Genomic DNA, 21540 nt, shown 5'->3' on the forward strand with positions numbered 1-21540 from the left:
GCGGGCCGGAATCCTAGGACTTGGCGTCCCGTAGCGCCCGTGCCAACTCTTCTTTGCCCATCCGGGAGCGGCCGGGGATGTCCGCCTGCTGCGCCTGCTCGTACAGCTCGGCCTTGGTGGCCTCGCCGCCCGAGCCGGACCCCGAGCCGGACCCCGAGCCGGACCCTGAGCCGGATCCTGGGCCGCCCAGCGCCTTCAGCTCCTCGGCCCTGCGCTCCTGGAACGCCTTGCCGAGCCGCTCCAGCTCCTTGGCGTCCGCCGCCTTCTTCAGCGAGGGCAGGAGCTTGGTCTCCTCCTCCTCGACGTGGTGGTTGACGGACTCGATGAGATCGTCGAGCGCCTTGGCGAACTCCGCCGTGCCGGGCTGCGCGCGGACGAGCGAGTCGAGGAGGACCTCCGCCTCCTTGTGCTCCTCGACGCTGTGGTGGGCGTCGATGCCCGGGTAGACGCGGTCCTCCTCGGCGCGCGCGTGCGCGATCAGGAGGGCGTGCAGCTCGGCGACCAGGGCCTTCTGGTCGCCCTGCCGCTTCTTGAGCTTGTCGAAGATGCCTTCTACGACCCTGTGGTCCTGCGTGATGAGAGTGATGACGTCCGTAGCCATGGTGTGGCTCGCTACCCGGACGGTCAGCGTCCAATCGCGGAGCCGACGAGCGAGCGGGGGTCGGCGGCGCCGGCCAGCATCCCGTCGGCCCGCACGTCGATGAGGTGGGCGTGGCCGAACGAGCTCCCGTACGGCAGCGCCGCCACCCGGTGCCCGACCGCCGCCAGGCCGTCGGCCCAGCTCGCGCCCTCCTCCAGGTCGAGCACGGCGTCGTCGGGGGAGTCCCAGGTGTCGAACCCGGTGCCGCCGGTGCCCAGCCGCCAGCGCGGCGCCGAGATCGCCTGCCCGGGCTCCTCGCCGTGCAGCAGCAGGCGGGTGATGACCTGCAGCAGGATCTGGGGCTGCGCGTCGCCGCCCATCGTGCCGGCCACGGATCTGAGCGTGCCGTCGCGGCGGGTGATCAGCGCGGGCGCGAGCGTGTGGGGCGGGCGCCTGCCGGGCCCGTACTCGGCGGGGTGGCCGGGCTTGAGGGAGAAGCCGATGCCGCGGTTGTGGAGGTTGATCCCGGTACGGGGCTCGAAGAGCATGCTGCCGAACCCGGCCGCGTTCGACTGGATCAGCGAGACGCCCATGCCGTCGGCGTCGACCGCGCACAGGTACGTCGTGTCGCCCGGCTCGGCCGGGGCGCGCAGCCGCAGCCGGGAGCCCGGATCGACGAGCGCCCGCCGTCTGGCGATCTCGGCCGGTTCGAGCAGATCCTTGGCGGCCTCGTGCAGCACGTCGAGCCGGTCGTGCCCGGCGACCCTGGCGGACTCGGCCAGCAGGTGCGCCCAGGCGGGATGGCGGGGCGAGGCGGGCAGGTCGAGCCCCTCGGCGATGGCCAGCGCGCGCAGCAGCAGGTACCCCTGGGAGTTGGGCGGCATCGACCAGACGTCGTGGCCGAACACGCGTACCTTCAGCGGCTCGACCCAGTCGGCGCCCGGCGCGGCCAGGTCGGCCTCGGTGTACTCGCCGGCGCCCAGCTCGACCAGGCCCTGCCCGAACTCGCCCAGGTAGAAGCCGTCCCTGCCGCGCTCGGCCACCGCGCGCAGCGCCCGCGCGACACCCGGCCTGGTGACGCGGTCGCCCGCGGCGCGTACGGCGGCGAAGTCGGCGCCGCCGGGCCGGCGGGCCGCGGCCACGGCGCCCGCCAGCATCAGCGGCGAGGCGGGGAACCCGTGATCGGCCAGCCTGATCGCCGGCGCGAGCAGCTCCGCCAGGGGCAGGCGGCCGTGCCGGGCGTGCAGCGCCGCCCAGCCGTCCACGCAGCCGGGCACCGGCACGGACCTGATGTCGTGCAGGTGCGGCATGCGCGTGTGACCCTCGGCACGCAGGCGGGCGGCATCCGCGCCGGATCCCGCCCGTCCGGAGGCGTTGAGCGCGCTCGCCCCGCCTCCCCGAGCCGGCTCGTGGACCAGGGCGAACAGGTCGCCGCCGAGACCGCACATGTGCGGGGCGACGACGGCGAGCACGGCGTTGGTGGCGATGGCCGCGTCCGCGGCCGATCCGCCACGCTCCAGCATCGTCAGCCCGGCCGCCGAGGCCAGGTGGTCGACGCTGCACACCATGCCGGAGGGTGCGTATCTGGTGTTGTGCACGTGACGAGGGTACGCGCCCGCCGCCAGGGCAGGTGCCTGTCACGGGGGTACGCGCCCGCCGCGAGGCAGGCTGGCGTCCGCGTCCGCCGCGAGGGACGGCGCCCGTCACGGGCCGTGCGCTCACTCCTGATCGCGCAGCCGGGCGCGGGCCTCCTTGAGCTGCTGGCGGAGCACGGCGACCTCGCGCTCCAGCTCCAGGATGCGGCGGATGGCGATGAGCGTCATGCCTTCCTGGGTCATGCGGGTCACGTGCTGCACGATGATGATGTCGCGGCGCGAGTAACGCCGCTGGCCGCCGCTCGACCGGCTCGGCCTGATGACGTCGTGCTGGTCGAGCCGCCGCAGGAACGCCTGCTGGACCTGGAGCATCTCCGCCACCTGCCCGAGCGAGTAGAGAGGCGCGTGTTCGTCGTCGAACGGCAGGTCCGGCATTCGTCCATTCTCCTCGTGGCGCGGGGGCGGGCGGAACGCCCGCCCCCGGACCGCGCGCATCAGGCCTTGATGGCCTTGGTCTCCCCGCGCTGGATCGCCACCTTGCGCGGCTTGGCCCGCTCCAGGACCGGGATGCGGACGGTGAGCACGCCGTTGGCGTACCCAGCGTCGATCTTGTCGCTGTCGAGGTGCTCCGACAGGTAGACCCGCCGAGTGAACGTGCCCATGGTGCGCTCGCGGACGAACAGCCGCTCGTCCTCGGCGATCTCCTCCTCGCGCCGGGCGCTGACGCTGAGGACGCCGCGGTCCACCGTCACCTCGATGGAGTCGGGGTCGATGCCGGGCAGGTCGAACCGCAGGAGCACGTCGTCCGCGCGGCGCAGCCCGTCCATCGGCATCACGGCGTTGCCGGTGCTGTCGAAGCTCTGGCGGGTCAGGCGGTTGAACTGCCGCTCGAACTCCTGGAAGAACGGGTCGATCGAGGTCAACAACATGTCCATCCTCCTCGCTGGATGCTCGGTTGCAGCTAACCTCTAACTTCAGTTGTAGGTTACCTGCACGCTGATGTCAAACCAAGAGGAGTAAGGAAGAATTCCCCGCGGGGTCAGGCGTTCTCGAGGCTCGGCCGTACCCTGACGGCCTGCCGGATCGTACGCCCGGACAGCCTGGCCAGCGCGACGGCCGTCAGCAGAGCCGCCGCCACGCAGGACACGCCGCCGATCTCCAGCGCCACCCGCGGGCCGAGCGTGTCGCTGAGCCAGCCGAGCAGCGGCCCGCCGACCGCGCCCGCACCCGCGCTGACGATGGACAGGGCCGCGATGACCCGGCCGCGCATCTCCTCGGGGCTGTCGAGCTGCGCCCGGGCGCTGACGGTGGTGTCGAGCGCCACCGCGCCGGCCGCGATCGGCAGCATCATGGCCGCGAACGTCCACAGCGACGGCATCAGCCCGCTCAGTGCCTGCGCCACGCCCGCCACGAACGCCGTGATCAGCAGCAGCCTGAGGGTCAGGTGTGGCCTGGTGGCGGCCAGGAAGCCGCCCAGCACGGTCCCGGCGGCGAAGACCGTGGACAGCAGGCCGTACCCGCCGGCGCCCGACTCCAGGGGGCCGGCGCTCATGGCCGCCATGGTGACCTGGTAGTTGCGCCCGACGCTGCCCGAGACGAACCAGAGCGCCAGGACCACCAGCAGCCAGGGCGTGCGCAGCACGTACCGCAGGCCCTCGGCCACGGCGCCCGGCTGCCGCTCGGCGGAGGCCAGCACGTGGAACTCCGCGCGCCGCATGGCCGCCATGGCCGCGATCACCACGAAGAAGCTGGCGGCGTTGATGACGAAGAGACCGCCCATGCCGGTGACCGGCAGCAGCACGCCCGCCAGGCTCATGCCCAGGATGCGCCCGGCGGAGTTCAGGATCGAGCCGAGCGCCATCGCGTTCGGCAGGTCGGCGGGCGGCACCACCTCGGCGCCGAACCGGCCGAGCGCGGGCCCGCCGAGCGCGGAGACCAGGCCGCCGGCCAGCGCCACGGCGTAGATGGGCAGCACGGAGCGCACGTCCGCGAACGCGATCACCGCCAGCACGACGGCGAGACCGGCCTGCGCGAGCTGCGCGGCGACCACGACCGGCCTGCTGGGCAGCCGGTCGGCCAGCGCGCCGCCCCACATGCCGAACAGCAGCGTCGGCAGCGCCTGCATGACGAGGCTCAGCCCGACGCTGGTCGCCGAGCCGGTCAGCGTGAGGACGAGCCAGTTGACGCCCAGCACCTGCATCCAGGTGCCGGTGACGGAGACGATGTCAGCTCCCGCCCAGAGCCGGTAATTGTGATGACGCAGGGCTCTGAACGTGGAGGATGTGGGAGACAAAACGGGTCCTTGCCTTGGAGATGCACCGCGGGAACAAACGCACCGTTCTGGCGGGCGGATTCCGGTCTGGCCGGAATGTGAGGCAAGACACGTTTAAAACAGATTTAGACGAGTTCTACGGGTTGATCGCGGCTCACCAGCGCCGCGTAGTGGCCGCCCCTGGCCATCAGCTCGTCGTGGGTGCCGCGTTCCACGACGCGCCCGTGGTCCAGCACCACGATCTGGTCCGCGTCGCGGATCGTGGACAGGCGGTGGGCGATGGTGATCGTCGTACGGCCCCGCGCCAGCGCGTCGAGCGCCTGCTGGACGGCCAGCTCCGTCTGCGTGTCCAGCGAGCTGGTGGCCTCGTCGAGGATCAGCACCGGCGGGTCGCGCAGCAGCGTGCGGGCGATGGCCAGGCGCTGCTTCTCCCCTCCGGAGAAGCGGTAGCCGCGCTCGCCCACCAGCGTGTCGTAGCCGTCGGGCAGCGAGGCGATGTGGTCGTGGATGCGCGCCGCCCGCGCCGCCGCCTCCAGCTCCTCACCGGTCGCCGAGGGGCGGGCGAAGCGCAGGTTGTCGGCGATCGAGGCGTGGAACAGGTACGTCTCCTGCGACACCACGCCGACGGCGTCGCTCAGCGTCTCGAAGGTCAGCTCCCGCACGTCCACCCCGTCGATCGTGACGCGGCCGCCGGTGACGTCGTACAGGCGGGGGAGCAGGTAGCTCAGCGTGGTCTTGCCCGAGCCCGTCTCGCCGACGATCGCCAGGCTCGTGCCGGCGGGGACCGTGATGTCCACGTCGGTCAGCGTGGGGGCGTCCTCGCCGTAGGAGAAGTCGACGTGCTCGAAGCGGACCTCGCCGCGTACGGCCTCCAGCCGCCGCGTGCCGGGACGGATGTCCACGGGCAGGTCCAGATACTCGAAGATACGCCCGAACAGCGCCAGCGAGGTCTGCACCTCGACCCCGAGCCGCAGCAGCGAGACCGCCGGTCTGAACAGGCTCGTCTGCAGCGTGGTGAAGGCCACCAGCGTGCCCACCGAGATCGACCCGGTGTGGCCGACGGCCCAGTAGATCGCCGCGGGCATGGCCGCCATCACGATCTGGATGGACGACTGCCGCCACCGCCCGGCCATGCTGGTCTGCACGCCGAGCTCGGCCAGCTCGTGGGAGGCCTTGCCGAAGCGCTCGGTCAGCTCGGTGGCGCGGCCCATCGTGCGGCCCAGCAGGATGCCGCTGATCGACAGCGACTCCTGCACCATGGAGGCGATGCCGGCCAGCTTGCGCTGCCGCTCGGAGGTGATGCGCTTGCGCTCGGCGCCGACCTTGCGGCTGATCCACACGAACACGGGCAGCAGCACGAGCGAGATCAGGGTCAGCCGCCAGTCGAGCACGACCATGGCGACGATCGTGGCGATCACGGTGGTCAGGTTGGAGACGAGGGAGGCGGCGGTCGAGGTGACGACCGCCTGCATGCCGCCGATGTCGTTGGCGATGCGCGACTGCACCTCGCCGGTCCGTGTCCTGGTGAAGAAGGCCAGCGACATACGCTGGAGGTGGCTGTAGACGGCGATGCGCAGGTCGTGCATCACCCGCTGGCCCACGGTGGTCGACACCAGCGTCTGCAGCACGTCGAACACGCTCGTCGTGACCGCCACGAGGATCATCCCCAGCGCCAGCAACGCGAGCAGCGTGGCGTCGCCGGTGGGGATCGCCACGTCCAGCACTTCGCGCAGCAGGAAGGGCGAGGCCAGCGAGACCAGGGAGGACAGCAGGATGAGCGAGGCCACCACGCCCAGGCGGCCGCGGTAGGCGCCGAACAGCTTGACGATGCGCCCGAGCGGCGCACGCGGTTCCTCCGTCACGCGGGCCTCCTTTCTGATGTCCACTCAAACAGAGGTTAACTCATAATTGTTCCGCTAAACTGATCCGCATGGCAGAGAAGGAGCTCGCCGAGCTCTTGTTCCTGGTCGGCAGGCGGCTGCGGCACGGCTACCTGCATCGGCTGGTGCCGCTCGGGCTCAACCCCGGCCAGGCGCGGGCACTGCGCGCGCTCGCGTCCGCCGAGCGGCCCATGCGCATGGTCAGGCTCGCCGACGAGCTGCGGATCGTGCCCCGCTCGCTCACGCCGGTCGTGGACGCGCTGGAGGAGGCCGGGCTGGTGCGCAGGGAGGTCGATCCGGCCAACCGCCGCTCGACGCTGCTCGTGCTCACCTCGGAAGGCCGGCAGATGTCGGAGCGGGCCCGCGACGCGCGCAGGCAGGCGGGGGAGGAGCTGTTCGTGGTGCTGTCGCAGGAGCAGCGCGAGCAACTCGGCGAGCTGCTGATGCTGGTGGACTCCCAGTTCGGGTGATCAGGCCGGTGCGGCGAGCGCGCCGCCCACGGTCGTCCGGGAACTCAGGCGGGAGGGCGTGCCGCCGACGGCCGTGTCCGGAACTCAGGCGGGCCGGGCGAGCGTGCCGCCGACGACCGTGCCCAGGCACGGCGGCTCTGCCAGCAGCGCGGAGTACGGATACCGCCCGCGCGCGTCGTAGACCGCGAAGTCGGCGCGGGCGCCGGGGGCCAGCACCCCGATCCGGCCCCTGCCGCGGTCCAGGCCCAGCGCTCTGGCCCCGCCCAGCGTGGCGGCCTCCACCAGCCTCCGGTCCAGCCCGCGCGGCCGCAGGCCGAGCCCGCGCACGTGCCGCCGCACCGCCGCCGCCACGCCGAGCGGCCCTGACGGGCCGGTGTCGCAGAAGGCGACGACGTTGCCCTCCTCCAGCAGGGCCAGCGCGTCCTCGGCGGCCGGGCACAGGGCCACCACGGTCCTGCGCAGCCGCAGCAGCTTGCGCTCGCCCGGGTCGAGCGGCCTGGCGCACACCACGTGGCACAGCGGCCCCAGCACCCCGGCCTCGTCCAGCGCCGTGGGGGAGTGCCGGTCCAGGTCGACCAGCAGGCGCAGCCCGAACGTCCTGGCCAGCACGGAGACGTCCTCCAGCACCAGGGGGTCGGGGGTGTGCACCGCGATCCCGACCGCGCAGGGCCGGTCGATCTCTCGGATGGCGGTGATGACGGCGTCCCGCTCGCTGTCCTCCCACTCCTGCTCGCTCTCGCTGGTCACCGCGACGTACGAGATGCCGGGGAAGCCTGCGGGGTCGGCCAGGTCGGACACCACGCGGGCGCGCGCGGTCACCCCGGGCGCGGCGGACGGGACGGCCGAGCACGCGTCCACCAGGCCCGCCACGATCATGCCCCGCCAGCGCACCTCCTCGGCGGCCGGGTAGGACGACAGCAGCTCCGCCCGCGGGCCCACGGCGAGCACCCGCTCGCCGCGCGTCGCCACCGCGCCGTCGCGCACCGGATCGGCGCACATGGGCAGGACGAGCGGCGCGGAGTTGATCACGACGGGCGCGGGCGCGCGCCTGCCCAGCATCGGCCTGGCACGCTTCGCGGACGGCATCCCCACTCCCCGTCAAGAATTAGCCCTCAGGGCATTAAACGTGAATCCGTGACATCACCGCAATCAGGACGAACTATGTGAATCCCTAGGTAAGTAGCGCCCCGACAGTCGCGCGAGCTTGAGGCTGAGGTGCAGGGCCAGCCGCTCGCCGCCGTCCTTCAGATCGGTCCGCGCCAGCTCCTCCACCCGCTGCAGCCGGTAGTACAGCGACGTGCGGTGCAGCCGCAGCGCCCGCGAGGTCGCCACCGCGCTGCCCGCCAGGTCCAGGTACGTCTCCAGCGTCTCCAGCAGCGGCAGGTACTGCGCGTCGGCGAGCAGCCCTTCGAGCCCGGGATGCAGCTCCTGGTCGGGCAGCTGGGTGAGCATCCGGTACACCCCCAGCCGCGCCCACTCCGCGGTCCGCCCCAGCCCCGGCACCCGCGCGACCACCTCGGCCGCGTGCCTGGCCTCCCGGTACGACCCCGCCGCCTGCGCCAGCGCCGGCCTGGGCCGGCCGATCCCCACCACCACCGGCACCGGCATGGCCGCGTGCAGGTCGTCGGCCGGGACCGGCGGCCCGGCGGTGAGCAGCACGGCGTGGTCGTAGCGCACCAGGTGCAGCGGATGGTGCCCGCTCAGCCGCCGCCGCAGCGCCAGCAGCCCCTGCTCCAGCGCCAGCCTGAGCGCGTCGTCCGGCTCGGCCGTGCGCGGCCTGGCCACCTGGACGCTCACCGGCTGCGCCTGAGGGAACGCGCCGGCCTCGATGAGCTGCTCGGCGGCGTCCTTGGCGGCCTCCCCGTCGCCGAGCAGCAGCCCGTTGACCGCCTCCAGCTCCCGGTGCGAGGCGAGCCCGCTGGCCAGGCTCTCGTGGAACAGCGCCAGGGCCAGCCCCGGTGCGGCGGCCGCCGCCTCGGCGACGCCGGCGTCCGTCATGGGCGGCTCGGCGTCGATGAGCCACAGGAACCCGAGCAGGTCGTCCGCGTGCCTGATCGGCACGCAGACGCGCGGCAGCAGCCCCAGATGCGGGGCCCCGGGCGTGCGCAGGGGCCCGGTGGCCTCGTGGATGCCCGCGGCCCGCAACCACTGCCGCACCTCGGGCACGGTGTGCCGGCGCAGGATCGAGTCGCGCCGCACGTCGTCCATGGCGCCGCTCTGCTCGCTGTACGCCACGACGCGCTGGACGCGGTCCTCCAGCAGGAGGGGGCGGTCGAGCCGGGCGGCGAGCTCGTCAACGGCCCGCTGGAGATCCGCCACAATCCCACCTCTACGTGGACTTTTCGTCAATTGACGGAAACGCGACTACGAGTCTTCCCTACAACTGCTCGGTGATCTCCGTCAATAACGTCTATACCGTCAATCCGTGAACGCCCCGAAGAAGCTGCTGAAGGGTTTGCTGGCGGCCCTCGTGCTGATCCCGGTGAGCCTGATGGCGACCCCTGCTTCCGCAGCACCCCCCGAAGATCCTGAGCACCCGTGGCGGCTGGACCACTGGCCGCGAACGCAGCCCTGGCAGTCGGACACCCCCCTCGACGACGCCCCGGCCCTGCGCACCCGCCCGTCACCGGGCGGCATCAAGCCCATCGACCCGCAGAACTGGGAGAACCCCGACAACATGACGTGGGCGGACTACAAGAAGCCGCCCGGCACCAACTGGAACGACCCCTCGGTCAAGGGATCGCAGCGCACCTTCAAGGGCGCGCTCGTGCTGCTCGACTACGCCAACCAGCCGTTCGTGGTGACCCAGCCCAAGGGCTCGACGGTCTTCGGCAACCCGAGCGCCGAGGCCCACGACGTCCCGCGTGACCAGGTGGCGAAGTTCTACCAGGACTTCCTCAACACCCCGAACGAGCTGAACAAGGGCCACACCATCCACGAGTACTGGATGGAGGACTCCGGCGGGCGGATCGGCGTGGAGCTGACCGGGTTCGGTCCCTACACGATGCCCGGCAAGGACCACGAGTACGCCATGGAGTACCAGCGCGGCGCCTGCCCCGCGGGCGACACCTGCACCAGGAACCTGCGTACCGACGGCAACACCGCCTGGCTCGCCGCCGTCGGCCCCGAGGTGGCCGCCCAGTTCGACTTCGTCTTCTACCTGAGCGCCGGCCAGGACGAATCGTCCACCTGGCAGGAGTTCGGCATGATGAAGTTCCCCACCAGGGAGGACGTGACCGACGAGTGGGGCCCGCCCGATCCCGCCCTGCCCAACTGGTCCCCGACCCGCTACGTCGAGTGGACCTCCTGGCAGGCCGGCTCCACGTTCTGGCCCAACGCCCGCTTCGGCGTCGACTCGGTGCAGGCCGAGAGCTCCGGCATGGCGGTCTACGCCCACGAGCTGAGCCACATCATGGGCATCGCCGACAACTACAACAACCCCTACGCCACCCCGGTGAACAGGGCCTACACCGGCATCTGGGAGATGCTCAGCCGCGGCAGCTTCAACGGCCCCGGCGGCCCGCACTCCCGCTGGCTGATCCCGCCCACCGGCGGCGCGTCCATGGGCGCCCACCACATGCTGCGCAACAAGATCAAGCTGGGCATGGTGGACGAGCGGAACGTGCTGCGGCTCTCGCGCGAGGCCCTGGACGAGTCGGGCCTGGTCACGGCCCGGGTCACGGCCCGTTCGGTGCAGCCGGGCGAGAGCGGGCTGTCGGGCGTCAACATCTCCTTCGACACCGGTGACAAGAGCCCCGCCTGCGACGTCACCACCGATCCGCTGTGCGACGGCGGCGGCTGGGAGAACTACACCGTCGAGGTCGTGGACCGCATGGGCAGCGACTCCTTCACCCCCGACTCGGGCGTGCTGCTGGCCAAGACCAAGAACGAGGACCGCGGGCCCGGCTGGAAACTCCCCGCGTTCGAGTGGGTGATCGACGCCAACCCGCAGGACATCGGCATGACCGACTACGTGCTGCCCGACGGGACCAAGGTGCCGATCACGATCGGCGACTACCGGCAGCTCTCCGACGCGCTCTTCCACGCCGGCACCGACTCCGGCAGCGAGTACGAGTACGTCGACGAGGCCAACCGCCTGCACTTCTACATCACCGACGTGCACCGCAACCGCGAGGGTGAGCTCTCCTACACCGTCGCGATCCGCTCGCTCGACGGCGCGGGCCCGCAGCGGCGAGGGCTCAAGCTGCTCCCGGCGGCCGGCATCCCCACCGCCAGGAACATCTCCACCTGCAAGTTCCCGCTGTTCAACACCGGCAAGGCGGCCCCGGCGCAGGGGCAGCACCCGGAGGACGTCAGCGGCTACCTGAAGTCCGACCTCTACCGCCTCAAGGCCGAGGTCCAGGGCAAGGGCTGGACCGCCCAGCTCCCCAACGCCCTGGCGTCCGTCGCGTTCGGCAAGCAGTCGCTCGTGAGCGTCAACGCCGTGCGCGAGGCGGGCGGCGACCGGCTGGCCAGGGTCAAGCTCACCGCCACCTCGGAGAGCGACCCGAGCAAGACCATGACGGCCACCTGTCATGTGATCGGAATCTGAGTGAACGATGGGGTACGGCTGGCGCAAGCCGTACCCCATCGGTTTGAATCACCCCCAAAGGGGGTGTTCGTTGACAGGGGACAACCTTCCGGAAAAGCAGCGACGCAAAAGGGTGCCCTGGGCGGCTCCCGTCTCCGCCGGGCTGGCCGCCGGCGCCGCGAGCGTGCTGGCCGCGTCCCTGGAGTGGGAGATCCCGCCCGCCGCCAAGATCGGCGTCACCCTGACCGCGGCCCTGCTCGTCGGCCTGACCACCTGGGCCACCACCGAGTCGCGCGGCGGCGCCAAGGGCCGGCCCCGATCAGAGCCCGGCTCGATGGCCCCCGACCAGTGGCCGCCCGTGCCCGAGCACTTCACCGGACGCGCCGAGACGCTGTCCGAGCTGCGCGAGGTGTTCGCCGCCCGGCGCAGGTCCGCCGGCCTCTCGCCGCCGCTGGTCGTCTCCGTGTACGGGCGCGGCGGCGTCGGCAAGTCGGCACTCATGACCAGGTTCGGGCAGGAGGTCGCCGGGTGGTTCCCCGACGGCCGGCTCTACGCCGACCTGCGCGGCGGCGTGGACGCCCCGGTACGGCCCGAGGAGGTGCTGATCGGCTTCCTGCGGGCGCTGGACGTGCGGCTGACCACCGACCCCGGCGGGCTGGAGGAGCTGCGCAAGCTCTGGCTGACCTGGACCAAGGGCCGCAGGATCCTCATCGGCCTGGACAACGCGCACGACGCCGAGCAGGTCAAACCGCTCATCCCGGCCGAGCCCGGCTGCGCGGTGCTGGTCACCTCGCGCGCCCCGCTGTTCCTGAACGGCACGCACGACAGGCGGCTCGGCGAGTTCAGCGAGGCGCACGGGGTGGAGCTGCTGGCCAGGCTGGCCGGCGGGGCCAGGGTCGTGGACGACCTGGAGGCCACCAAGGAGGTCGTGCGGCTGTGCGACTACCTCCCGCTGGCGATCAACATCTGCGGCGGCCGGCTGGCCACCCGCGAGCAGTGGACGATGCGCGAGATGGCCAACCGGCTGGTGGACACGCGGCGCATCCTCGACATGCTGGAAGTGGCGCCCACGGTGGACAAGAGCGTGCGCGCCTCCGTACAGCTCAGCTACGACGACTGCACCGGCATGCAGCGCCGCCTGCTGCGCCTGCTCAGCGCGCTGACCTCGCCCGACGTGCCCGGCTGGGTGGCCGGCGAGCTGCTCGACATCTCCGTGCTGGAAGGCGCCGACCAGCTCGAGGCGCTCATGGACGCCCAGCTCGCCGAGTGCTCGGGCACCGACCAGACCGGCACGATGCGCTACCGCCTGCACGACCTGGTCCGGGTGTTCGCCGCCGAGCTGGCCGATCGCGACGAGGACGAGCGGCGCGGCGCCGCCCTCGAGCGCGTGCTCTACGGCTACCGCCGCCGCGCCGAGGAGGCCGCCCAGAACCGCTGGCCGCAGGACTGGAGCAGGGGCGGCCGGCGCGCCAGCGCCGACGGGCAGCTCGGGGCCGGCGACTGGCTCAACGCCGAGCGGCTCTCGCTCATCGCCATGATCCACCTGGCTCAGCAGCTCCGGCTCTGGGAGCTGACGTGGGGGCTCGCCAGGGCGTTCTGCTCGCTGTGCCACTCGCTGCGCGCGTACTGGGCCGACTGGGTGGCCGTGGCCGAGCTGGGCTGCCAGGCGGCGGAGAAGGCCGGTGACCGCCGCTCGCTGGCCATCGCGCTGCTGGACGCCGCGGCCGTGCACGGCGGGCTGGGGCTGCGCGAGCGGGGGCTGGAGGAGTCCGAGCGGGCACTGGCGATCTTCAACGAGCTGGGCGAGACCTGGTGGGCGGCCAGGGCCATGCGCACGATCGGCATGACGCTGTTCAGCGACGGCAACCTGGACCGGGCGCAGGACTTCCTGATCGGGGCCATCACCGCGTTCAAGGGCGAGGACGACGTGTGGTGGATGGCCCGCACCCAGCGCAACCTGGCCGAGATGCGGATGGCGGAGCGGCGCCCGGAGGAGGCCAGGGAGCTGCTGGAGGACGCCCTGGCGATCTTCAAGCGGGAGGGCAACCGCTACTCCGAGGCGCAGACCCTGCGCGTCTACGGCGAGGTGCTGGCGGCCCAGGCCCGCGGCGAGTACCGCCACGGCGACCGCCGGCTGGCCGCCAACCTGTTCACCAGGGCCGGCTTCAGCCTCGACCGGGCCGGCGAGATGTTCAAGCAGCGCGGGGAGCTGTGGGAGGAGGCCCGCTGCCTGCGCGCCGCCGGCGAGGTGGGCGACCCGGACAACGGGCTGCGCGAGCTGGACCACGTCCGGCGCGCCGAGGACATCCTGGCCGCGCTGGGCGATTCGTGGGGGGTGGCCAGGACCGCGGTGTCGGCCGGGCGGGCGCTGGCCAGGCTCGGGCGCATCGAGGAGTCCGAGCAGGAGCTGCGGCGGGCGGTGCGGGAGTTCGCCGAGCTGGAGGACCGGTGGTGGATGGCCAGGAGCCTGCGCTACCTCGGCGAGGCGCACCTGGACGCCGGCGGGCGCGGGGCCGCGGTGGAGCCGCTGGAGCAGGCCAGGGAGATCTACCGCAGCCTCGGGAACGAGGCCGGCATGCGCAGGACGCTGGAGCTCCTGCGGCGCGCGGCCCCCTCTACGTGAGCGGTGACCCTCTACGTGAGCGGCGAACGCAGCAGCTCGCCCGCCGCCTGCCTGGCCTGCAGGATGCTCTCCTCGAACAGCTTGCGGACGTGCGCGGCCTGGTCCGACAGCTCCCTGATGCGCTCGTGGGCCAGCTCGTCCCGCACGGTCTCGGCGATGAGCTGCTGGTACTCCGGCGTCTTGGCCGCCAGCTTCTCCAGCCGGGTGTGGGCGTGGTAGACCTTGTCCGCCTTGAGCACCTGCTTGGCGTACTTCTCCAGGTGGCGTACGCGCTGGGACAGCGACGTCCAGGCGGCGTCGAGGGCGCTGGTGTACGGCTTGAACGCGTCCTCCATGCCCGGCGGCAGCTCACGCGGGATGATCTTCCCGTGCTCGGCGTGCATCGACGACAGCTTCCGCAGCCGGGTGGCGATCTGCCAGATCTCCTCCGGCAGCGACACCTGGTTCTCGATGCTGTCGATGAGGCCCGCCTTGTGCACCGCCGAGGCCATGATCGCCTCGACGGCGTTCTGCGCCCGGCGCAGGAGCTGCTGGCAGGGATAGTCGAGATCCTCGGGCAGGATGTACTGGTTGGCGTGCTCGCGCGCCAGCCGGAGTCTTCGCTTGGTGGATCGATATGTGCTGTCCATCGCCATCCACCGGATCAGGACGATCAGGCCGACTCCCATGCCGACGACCCACAGACCGGCCCAGCCCGTCAGCATGTACACCAGCATGAGGAAGGCGGGCAGGGCGAAGAGCAGGGCAGGATTGCGTGTGGTGTCCATGCGCGCGCCCGACCGAGCCTGGCGGAGAATGTGCGGACTCGACCGCAGCTCGACCGAGATCTCCGGGTGCAGCGATGGATCGATCACCAGCCGTGGAGGCAGAGCTCGTGGATCCATACGTTCATGCTGCGTTATGAACCTCGAATTCGCTCATGTTTGGCGGACATATAGGGTCGTAATAATGAGTGAGATGACGAGGTGGATCGATCTGGAAGGCGCGGTCAACGCGCGTGACCTGGGCGGACTGCCAACTCGTGACGGTGGCCGCACCCGTCGCGGGCAGATCTTCCGCGCCGACAACCTTCAGGGCCTCACCCCGGCGGACGTGGAGCTGCTGGTGGGCGAGCTGAGGCTGCGGCACGTGGTGGACCTGCGCTCGAACGCCGAGGTGGCGCTGGAGGGGCCGGGGCCGCTGACCCTGGTGCCCGAGGTGCGGCACCACCACCTGACGCTGTTCGCCGAGGGCGGCCGGCACACCGACGTGGAAGCCGACACGATCGACGGTGAGCGGGTGCTGCCGTGGGCGGAGCGGGTGGTGGACGAGGAGCTGCGGGTGACCGGCTTCTACTTCGGCTACCTGCGCGACCGGCCGGACGCGGTGGTGGCGGCCCTGCGGGCGATGGCGCTGCGCGACGGGGCCTCGCTGGTGCACTGCGCGGCGGGCAAGGACCGTACCGGGGTGCTGTCGGCGCTGGCCCTGGAGATCGCCGGGGTGACCCGGGAGGCGATCGTCGAGGACTACGTGGCCACGGGGGAGCGGCTGGAGCTGATCCTCAAGCGGCTGCGGGCCAGCGAGACCTACCGGGGCGACCTCGACTCGCGCCCGGCCGACGACCACCTGCCCAGGGCCCGCTACATCGAGCAGTTCCTCGGCGTCCTCGACGACCGCTTCGGCGGGCCGCTGGGCTGGCTGGCCCGGAACGGCTGGACCGACGAGGACACCGCCGTGATGCGCGCCCGCCTGCGCGACTGACAGCACCGCCCACCGGCACCGCCCACCGGCACCGCCCACCGGCACCGCCCACCGGCACCGCCCACCGGCACCGCCCACCGGCACCGCCCACCGGCGCTGTGCGCCGGCACCGTTCGTCAGCTCAGGTGGACGACGATCCGCTGGGTCGCCGAGAGGCGGGCCGCCTCGATGATCGCCAGCACGTCCACCGCGCTGTCCGGGTCCACCGGCGGCGCCGCGCCCTCGCGCAGCGCCGCCGCCACACCCCGGTAGAAGTCGAGGTACGCCCCCGGCTCGGTCCGGACGATCTGCCGCTCGCCCTCGGTGCCGAGCAGGCCCCAGCGGTCCTCCTCGTCGTCGCCGAACCCCGGCGAATCGGGCGTCATCCCCGCCCGCAGCCGCTCCTCCTGCACGTCCATCCCGTACTTCACGAAGCCGGCGGCCGAGCCCAGCACGCGGAAGCGGGGGCCGAGGCGCGCGGCCATCGAGCTGGCCCACAGGTGGGACCGGGCGCCGCCGGCATGGGTGAGGGCGACGAACGTGTCGTCGTCGGCCGAGACCCCTTCGCGCCTGACGTCGCTCTCGCAGTAGACCTCGCGTACCGGCCCGAGAAGCTGCACGGCCTGGTCGACGAGGTGGCTGCCCAGGTCGTACAGCAGCCCGCCGACCTCCTCGGGGCCGCCGGCCTCCCGCCAGCCGCCCTTCGGCACCGGCCGCCAGCGCTCGAACCGCGACTCGAACCGCAGCACCTCGCCCAGCCGCCCCTCGCCGGCCAGCCGCCGCACGGTGCGGAAGTCGCCGTCCCAGCGCCGGTTCTGGAACACGGTGAGCATGACCCCGCGCTCCTTGGCCAGCCGCACCAGCTCGCGGCCCTCCTCGGCCGTCCTGGCCAGCGGCTTGTCCACGACGACGGGCAGGCCCTGGGCGAGGGCGGCGGCCGCCGTGGCCACGTGCGTCCGGTTGGGCGAGGCGACCACGACGAGATCGCAGCGGTGCCACAGCTCCCGTACGTCGCTCACCCCCGCCGCGCCGTACCTGCCGGCCACCTCGGCCTGGCGATCGGGATTCCTGGTGACGACGGCCGCCAGGGTCAGGCCGGGGGTGGCGTGGATCAGCGGGGCGTGGAAGTACGCCCCGGCGGTGCCGTAACCGACGAGGCCGACGCGGATCTCAGTCATCGAGCCAGCGTATCCGGGGTGCGCTCCTATTCGTCGTCACGCTCGGCGAGGAAGCGCTCGAACTGGGCGGCGAGCTCGTCCCCGGTGGGCATGGGTGTGGTCTCGGCCATCAGGTTCTCGCGCTCGGCGCCCGCCGCGAACGCGTCGTACTGCTGCTCCAGCCCGGTGATCGCGGTGGACAGCTCGCTGGAGGCGCGGATCTGCTCCTCGATCTCCGTCGTCGTACGGCGAGCGGCCTCGCGCAGCGCGTCCATCGGGAACACCAGCCCCGTCCCCCGCGTCACCGCCTCCAGCCCGCTCACCGCGGCGGTCGGGTACTCGGCCTGCGAGAGGTAGTGCGGCACGTGCACCGCGTACCCCAGCGCGTCGTGGCCCTGCGCCCCGAGCCGTAGCTCCAGCAGCGCCGCGACGCTGCCTGGCACCTGGACACGCCCGAACACACTGCTTTGCGCATTATTGATCAACTCGGGCCTGCTGGCGTGCATCGTGATGCCGAGCGGCCGGGTGTGCGGCACGGCCATCGGGATGCCGTGCAGTGTCACCAGCTTGCTCACCTTCAGCCGCTCCACCAGGGCCGCCACGGCCTTGGTGAACAGCTCCCACTCCCGGTCGGGCTCGGGCCCGCTCATCACCAGGAACTGCGTTCCCGTCGCGTCCTCGGCGACATGGACGGCCAGCTCCGGGCTCTCACACTCCACCCACCGGTCGGTGTCGAACGTCATGATGGGTCGCCGTGACCGGTAGTCGAGCAGCCGGTCCACGTCGAACGTCGCCACGACCCGGTGCTCCAGCTCGGCCAGCAGGTGGCCCAGCGCGAGCCGTCCGGCCGAGCCCGCGTCGACGAAGCCGTCGAAGTGGTACAGCAACACCGGATCGGCAAGCTCGGGGGCGTCGTCTGCGAGCTCGTAGAGATCCTTCGGGTCGAACACGGTTGAACAGCCTTTCCCTAGGTACTCTTCACCAGAACCTACGGCGCATCGGATCGATTCCGTGCACGGCACCCTATCGAGGCACAATGGGCCCCATGGACGGGGATCCTGAGATCGAGGAGTTCGCCACCAAGCTGTTCGGCCTGGCCAGGGCGGGCGACACCGAGGCGCTGCGCGCGTACGTGGAGGCCGGGGTGCCGGTCGACCTGACCAACGGCAAAGGTGACACTTTGCTGATGCTGGCGGCTTATTACGGTCACGCTGAGACGGTACGCATGCTTGTAACAAGCGGCGCCGATCCGAACCGCGCCAACGACCGGGGGCAGACGCCGCTCGCCGGCGCGGTCTTCAAGAAGGAGTCTGGCGTGGTCAGAGCGTTGCTGGACGCCGGGGCCGACCCGTACGCGGGGCGGCCGTCCGCGATGGAGACCGCGCAAATGTTCGCAAATGACCAGTTTATCCAATGGTTCGCGCAAAGCGATTCATAGTATGAAATAAGCAATAAAGAGCTTGAAGTTGCCGAGTGTGGCCTTTCGAACACTCCATAGTCATGCTGGGGGGCGTGGCTACTTCTGCGCACTCCTTCAGTAGGCGACCGCTCCACATCCCTCCGCTGCCATGTCCGTTCCCGAACGAGATCAACGTTCATGCCTCGGAGGTCGACGCGGAGAGTCACGCATGGCTGGCCGCCTCAAAGATGCTCAACGGCGCCGAGACCATCGAGCACTTCCGGCGCTCGAAGATCGGCATGCTCGCGGCACGGACCAACCCCACGGTGCCGCGCGACAGCCTCCGGCTGATCAACGACTGGTACAACTGGCTCTTCGCCTTCGACGACGCGTTCTGCGAGGGCGAGCTGATGGGGCATCGGGCCTCCGCACTGGCCCGCGCCCTGCCCCCGCTCCTGGAGATCCTCGACGGGCGGCGGGAACCCGACACCGACGACCCGTTCGGCCTCGCACTCAACGAGCTGCTGCGCCGCATCTCGGAGTACGCCACCCCCGCGCAGGTGGACCGGTGGCGCATCACGGTCAAGGAATACCTGTTCGCCCAGATCTGGGAGGCAGCCAATCGCGAGGTCGACCTCATCCCCACACCCGACGACTACGTCCTGATGCGCCGCATCACCGGAGCCACCTACACCTGCTTCGCCCTCATCGACGCAGGCGGCGGCTACCGCCTGGAAGCGGAGGAGTGGCACCACCCCGACGTGCGCGCGCTGTCCGACCTGGCGTGCGACCTCATCGGCTGGGACAACGACCTCCTGTCGTACGCGAAGGAACGCGGCACCGACAAGGCCCGGCACAACCTGGTCACGGTGCTGGCCACGCACAAGTCCCTCAGCCTGCAGGACGCGCTGAGCGAGGTCTCCCAGATGCACAACGAAGCCATCGCCGCGTTCCTCGACCGCCGCACGGCGCTGGAGCGCTGGGCCCCGCTCCCGGTCCGCAAGTACGTACGCGGCCTCGAACACTGGGTGCGAGGCCACATAGAGTTCTCCCTCGGCAGCGCGCGTTACGTGCACGCCTGGCCTGACGGCACCCAGTGGCCGCAGGCCGTCTGACGGTCGGCGAACCCTACCTCTCGTCGGAGGCGTCCGGGTCGTCCAGCGCGAGCGCGGACGCCTCGTCGAGATCGAGCCGGGCGCCCTCCTCGAAGGCGTTCTTGTAGGCCAGCTCGCCCAGCCGCTGCCGGCAGTCACGCATGCACGCGTTGTGCTCGCCGGTCATCCAGGGCGCGCCGAGCTGCGGCAGCCCGGCGCTCTTCCAGTTCTGCTGGAGCGCGCCGAGCAGCTGGGCGGCCAGCGTGAGCCTGTCGGACAGCACGAAGATGCGCGCCGCCGTCTCCAGCGCCATCAGGGTGCCGAGCGTGTCGTGGAAGTGCCGCTTGATCCGCAGCGCCTCCCTGGCGTTCTGCAGCGCGTCCTGGATCCTGCCGGTCGCGATGCGGGTGCTCGCCAGCGCCCACTGCGCGTGGGAGCTGACCCACAGCTCGCCGCGCTCCTTGCACACCTGCAGGCAGTCCTGCAGCAGCGACTCCGCCTCGTACAGCTCGCCCTGCGTGGTCAGCACGATCGACAGCTCGACGATGGCGGGCAGCAGGCCGGGGTTGAGCTCCCTGTTCTCGGTGTTGAACTCGATCGCCACGCCGAGCAGCGCGCTGGCCTTCTGCAGGTCGCCCTGGAGCAGCGCCGCCGTGCCCTGCATCTTGGAGGCCAGGATCACCGCCCGCGAGTCGCCCACCCGGACGGCCTCGGTGCTGCACGTCTCGGCCGCCGCCAGCGCTCCCGCGCTGTCGCCCTGCGCGCTCTTGACGTACGACAGCACCCACAGCGCCTTGCAGCGCTCCTTGCTGACCGTGGGGTTGGCCTCCAGCGCCCGCTCCAAGTACAGGCGCCCCTCGCGGGCGAACCCGCAGCACACCCACATGAACCACAGCGACGACAGCAGGGTCAGCGCGAGCGCCGACTTGCCGGGCGACTTGAGCGCGTGCTCCAGCGCCACGCGGACGTTGTCGTGCTCCTGCCGCATGCGGACGAACCAGTAGATCTGCCGCGGCCCCGACCAGGCGTCCTCGCTGCGCTGGGCCAGGCTCAGGTAGTACTCCAGGTGCCGCTGGGCCATCTGCTCCTTCTGGCCGAGCTTGTCGAGCCACTCCTCGCCGTACTCGGCCAGGGTGTCGATCAGCTTGTACCGCACGCCCGCGTGGTTGCTCCTGATCAGCAGGATCGACTTCTCCACCAGCCCGGTGACGAGGTCGGTGATGTCCTCCGACGGCAGCCGCCCGTCGGAGCAGACGAACCGGGCCGCGTCGAGCTCGAAGTCGCCCGCGAACACCGACAGCCGCGCCCACAGCAGCCGTTCGGCCGGCTCGCACAGCTCGTGGCTCCAGCCGATGGCCGCCCGCAGCGTCTGGTGGCGGGGCAGCGCCGTACGGCTCGCGCCGGCCAGCAGGCTGAACCGGTCGGCCAGCAGCCCCAGGATCTGCTCCACCGACAGCGCCCGCAGCCGCACCGCGGCCAGCTCGATGGCGAGGGGGATGCCGTCGAGCCTGCGGCACAGCTCCGCCACCGGGGCGATGTTGTCCTCGTCGAGCACGAAGTCGGGCACGCTGGCCCCGGCCCTGGCCGCGAAGAGCTGCACGGACTCGTTGGTGAACAGGCTCTCGGCCGGGTCGTCGCCGGGCACCTGCAGCGGCGGCACCGGTACCACGTGCTCGTACGGCAGGTGCAGCGACTGGCGGCTGGTGGCCAGCACCTTCAGGTTGGGCGCCGCCTCCAGCAGCTCGTGCACCAGCTCGGCACAGCCCTGCACGAGGTGCTCGCAGGTGTCGATGATGAGCAGCATGTCGCGCTCGCCCACCCACTCCGACAGCGATTCCGACTCCGCCCGCGACGACTGGTCGGCGATGCCGAGCGCGGAGGCGATGGTGTGCTTGACCATGCCCGCGTCCTGCAGCCGGGCGAGGTCGGCGAACCAGACGCCGTCGGGGTAGTGGGAGCGCACCTGGTGCGCCAGCCGCAGCACGGTGCGCGACTTGCCCACCCCGCCGATGCCGGTGACGGTCACCAGCCGCGACTCGCCGAGGTGCCGTTTGAGGTTGGCGAGCAGACGAGTGCGGCCGACGAAGGTCGTGAGCTCCGCCGGCAGATTGCCTTCACGCCGCCAGCCTGTAGGGGTGGCCATGAGCAGCCTCACGGGGGGTAGGCGACACCTGCCTTCGCATCGTACCGCCGTGTTCGCGGCCTGTCCTTGGACCCGCG

18 protein-coding genes are annotated in these 21540 nt (G+C 71.5%); 6 read left to right on the forward strand and 12 right to left on the reverse strand.

All coding sequences use genetic code 11. From position 1 onward, the window contains the following. Positions 1 to 13 precede the first annotated feature (13 nt). The 6 genes from AB0I79_RS07105 to AB0I79_RS07130 form a co-directional block, all read right to left on the reverse strand. Positions 14 to 601 carry a hemerythrin domain-containing protein gene (locus AB0I79_RS07105; protein WP_357868143.1) on the reverse strand — a complete coding sequence of 196 codons (588 nt, stop codon included), beginning with the start codon at positions 599 to 601 and terminating at the stop codon, positions 14 to 16. A gap of 23 nt (positions 602 to 624) precedes the next feature. Next, the gene (locus AB0I79_RS07110; protein ID WP_357868145.1) at positions 625 to 2178 is read right to left on the reverse strand and encodes a gamma-glutamyltransferase; all 1554 of its coding nucleotides are present in this window, start codon (positions 2176 to 2178) and stop codon (positions 625 to 627) included. Between the two features lie 120 nt (positions 2179 to 2298). Continuing rightward, the gene (locus tag AB0I79_RS07115) at positions 2299 to 2610 is read right to left on the reverse strand and encodes a MerR family transcriptional regulator (RefSeq protein WP_357868148.1); all 312 of its coding nucleotides are present in this window, start codon (positions 2608 to 2610) and stop codon (positions 2299 to 2301) included. Between the two features lie 59 nt (positions 2611 to 2669). After that, complete coding sequence (locus AB0I79_RS07120) at positions 2670 to 3104, reverse strand: Hsp20/alpha crystallin family protein (RefSeq protein ID WP_357868150.1); 435 nt, start codon at positions 3102 to 3104, stop codon at positions 2670 to 2672. Positions 3105 to 3214: 110 nt separating this feature from the next. Continuing rightward, a complete protein-coding gene (locus tag AB0I79_RS07125; RefSeq protein WP_357868153.1) occupies positions 3215 to 4468 on the reverse strand; it encodes an MFS transporter in 1254 nt (417 codons plus the stop codon). 104 nt (positions 4469 to 4572) lie between these two features. Beyond that, positions 4573 to 6309 carry an ABC transporter ATP-binding protein gene (locus tag AB0I79_RS07130; RefSeq protein ID WP_357868156.1) on the reverse strand — a complete coding sequence of 579 codons (1737 nt, stop codon included), beginning with the start codon at positions 6307 to 6309 and terminating at the stop codon, positions 4573 to 4575. Positions 6310 to 6377: 68 nt separating this feature from the next. On the opposite strand from AB0I79_RS07130, the gene AB0I79_RS07135 reads away from it, so the two are divergent. Continuing rightward, positions 6378 to 6797, forward strand: coding sequence for a MarR family transcriptional regulator (locus tag AB0I79_RS07135; RefSeq protein ID WP_357868158.1), 420 nt, complete (start codon positions 6378 to 6380; stop codon positions 6795 to 6797). Positions 6798 to 6881: 84 nt separating this feature from the next. Here AB0I79_RS07135 and AB0I79_RS07140 read toward each other — a convergent pair whose 3' ends face one another. After that, positions 6882 to 7883 carry a hypothetical protein gene (locus AB0I79_RS07140; RefSeq protein WP_357868161.1) on the reverse strand — a complete coding sequence of 334 codons (1002 nt, stop codon included), beginning with the start codon at positions 7881 to 7883 and terminating at the stop codon, positions 6882 to 6884. A 63-nt stretch (positions 7884 to 7946) separates the two neighbouring features. Further along, a complete protein-coding gene (locus tag AB0I79_RS07145; RefSeq protein WP_357868164.1) occupies positions 7947 to 9116 on the reverse strand; it encodes a helix-turn-helix domain-containing protein in 1170 nt (389 codons plus the stop codon). 106 nt (positions 9117 to 9222) lie between these two features. Here AB0I79_RS07145 and AB0I79_RS07150 point away from each other — a divergent pair, with 106 nt between their 5' ends. Both AB0I79_RS07150 and AB0I79_RS07155 read left to right on the forward strand, forming a co-directional pair. Next, on the forward strand, positions 9223 to 11349 hold the full coding sequence (locus AB0I79_RS07150) for a M6 family metalloprotease domain-containing protein (protein ID WP_357868166.1): 2127 nt from the start codon (positions 9223 to 9225) through the stop codon (positions 11347 to 11349). 112 nt (positions 11350 to 11461) lie between these two features. Next, positions 11462 to 13951, forward strand: a complete 2490-nt coding sequence (locus tag AB0I79_RS07155) for a tetratricopeptide repeat protein (RefSeq protein ID WP_357868168.1) — start codon at positions 11462 to 11464, stop codon at positions 13949 to 13951. A gap of 11 nt (positions 13952 to 13962) precedes the next feature. On the opposite strand, the gene AB0I79_RS07160 is transcribed toward AB0I79_RS07155, so the two are convergent. Then, a complete protein-coding gene (locus AB0I79_RS07160) occupies positions 13963 to 14835 on the reverse strand; it encodes a hypothetical protein (protein WP_357868171.1) in 873 nt (290 codons plus the stop codon). 73 nt (positions 14836 to 14908) lie between these two features. Here AB0I79_RS07160 and AB0I79_RS07165 point away from each other — a divergent pair, with 73 nt between their 5' ends. Then, positions 14909 to 15691: a tyrosine-protein phosphatase gene (locus AB0I79_RS07165; RefSeq protein WP_357868173.1), complete on the forward strand. Its 783-nt coding sequence runs from the start codon at positions 14909 to 14911 to the stop codon at positions 15689 to 15691. A 116-nt stretch (positions 15692 to 15807) separates the two neighbouring features. Here the strand turns inward: AB0I79_RS07165 and AB0I79_RS07170 are convergent, their stop codons facing one another. Together AB0I79_RS07170 and AB0I79_RS07175 are read right to left on the reverse strand one after the other, a co-directional pair. After that, positions 15808 to 16848, reverse strand: a complete 1041-nt coding sequence (locus tag AB0I79_RS07170) for a Gfo/Idh/MocA family oxidoreductase (protein ID WP_357868176.1) — start codon at positions 16846 to 16848, stop codon at positions 15808 to 15810. Positions 16849 to 16874: 26 nt separating this feature from the next. Next, positions 16875 to 17777, reverse strand: a complete 903-nt coding sequence (locus AB0I79_RS07175; RefSeq protein ID WP_357868178.1) for a PAC2 family protein — start codon at positions 17775 to 17777, stop codon at positions 16875 to 16877. 86 nt (positions 17778 to 17863) lie between these two features. Between AB0I79_RS07175 and AB0I79_RS07180 the strand changes: the two genes are divergently transcribed. Together AB0I79_RS07180 and AB0I79_RS07185 are read left to right on the forward strand one after the other, a co-directional pair. Beyond that, complete coding sequence (locus AB0I79_RS07180) at positions 17864 to 18265, forward strand: ankyrin repeat domain-containing protein (protein ID WP_357868180.1); 402 nt, start codon at positions 17864 to 17866, stop codon at positions 18263 to 18265. Positions 18266 to 18474: 209 nt separating this feature from the next. Then, a complete protein-coding gene (locus AB0I79_RS07185) occupies positions 18475 to 19341 on the forward strand; it encodes a hypothetical protein (protein WP_357868182.1) in 867 nt (288 codons plus the stop codon). Between the two features lie 13 nt (positions 19342 to 19354). Here AB0I79_RS07185 and AB0I79_RS07190 read toward each other — a convergent pair whose 3' ends face one another. Then, positions 19355 to 21475 (reverse strand): ATPase, encoded by a 2121-nt coding sequence (locus AB0I79_RS07190; protein ID WP_357868185.1) that lies wholly within the window; start codon positions 21473 to 21475, stop codon positions 19355 to 19357. Between the last annotated feature and the right edge of the window lie 65 nt (positions 21476 to 21540).

This window comes from Nonomuraea sp. NPDC050202, assembly GCF_040656115.1.
Classification (GTDB): Bacteria; Actinomycetota; Actinomycetes; order Streptosporangiales; family Streptosporangiaceae; genus Nonomuraea.